Annotated in this window: 1 pseudogene; it reads left to right on the top strand. The window is 65.0% G+C overall.

What is annotated here, in order from left to right:
* A pseudogene (locus T18_RS26355) lies at positions 1–203 on the top strand (methyl-accepting chemotaxis protein); the annotation flags it as partial.

The raw sequence follows: 203 nt of genomic DNA, 5'->3' as shown, positions 1-203 counted from the left end.
GTGGCATCGGCGCGGGCGCAAACGAGATCAAATCGGCCGCCGACGATCTGGCCAAGCGTACCGAACAGCAGGCCGCAGCCGTTGAGGAAACCGCTGCCGCTCTGGAAGAGATCACCACGACAGTGAAGGATTCCACCAAGCGAGCGCAGGAGGCCGGCCTGATCGTCAGCCGCGCCAAGGCAGGTGCCGAACAATCCGGCGAG

It is taken from the genome of Rhizobium sp. TBD182, from assembly GCF_001950375.1.
GTDB classification, from domain to species: domain Bacteria; phylum Pseudomonadota; class Alphaproteobacteria; order Rhizobiales; family Rhizobiaceae; genus Agrobacterium; species Agrobacterium tumefaciens.
This window is presented reverse-complemented; position numbering and strand designations above follow the sequence as displayed.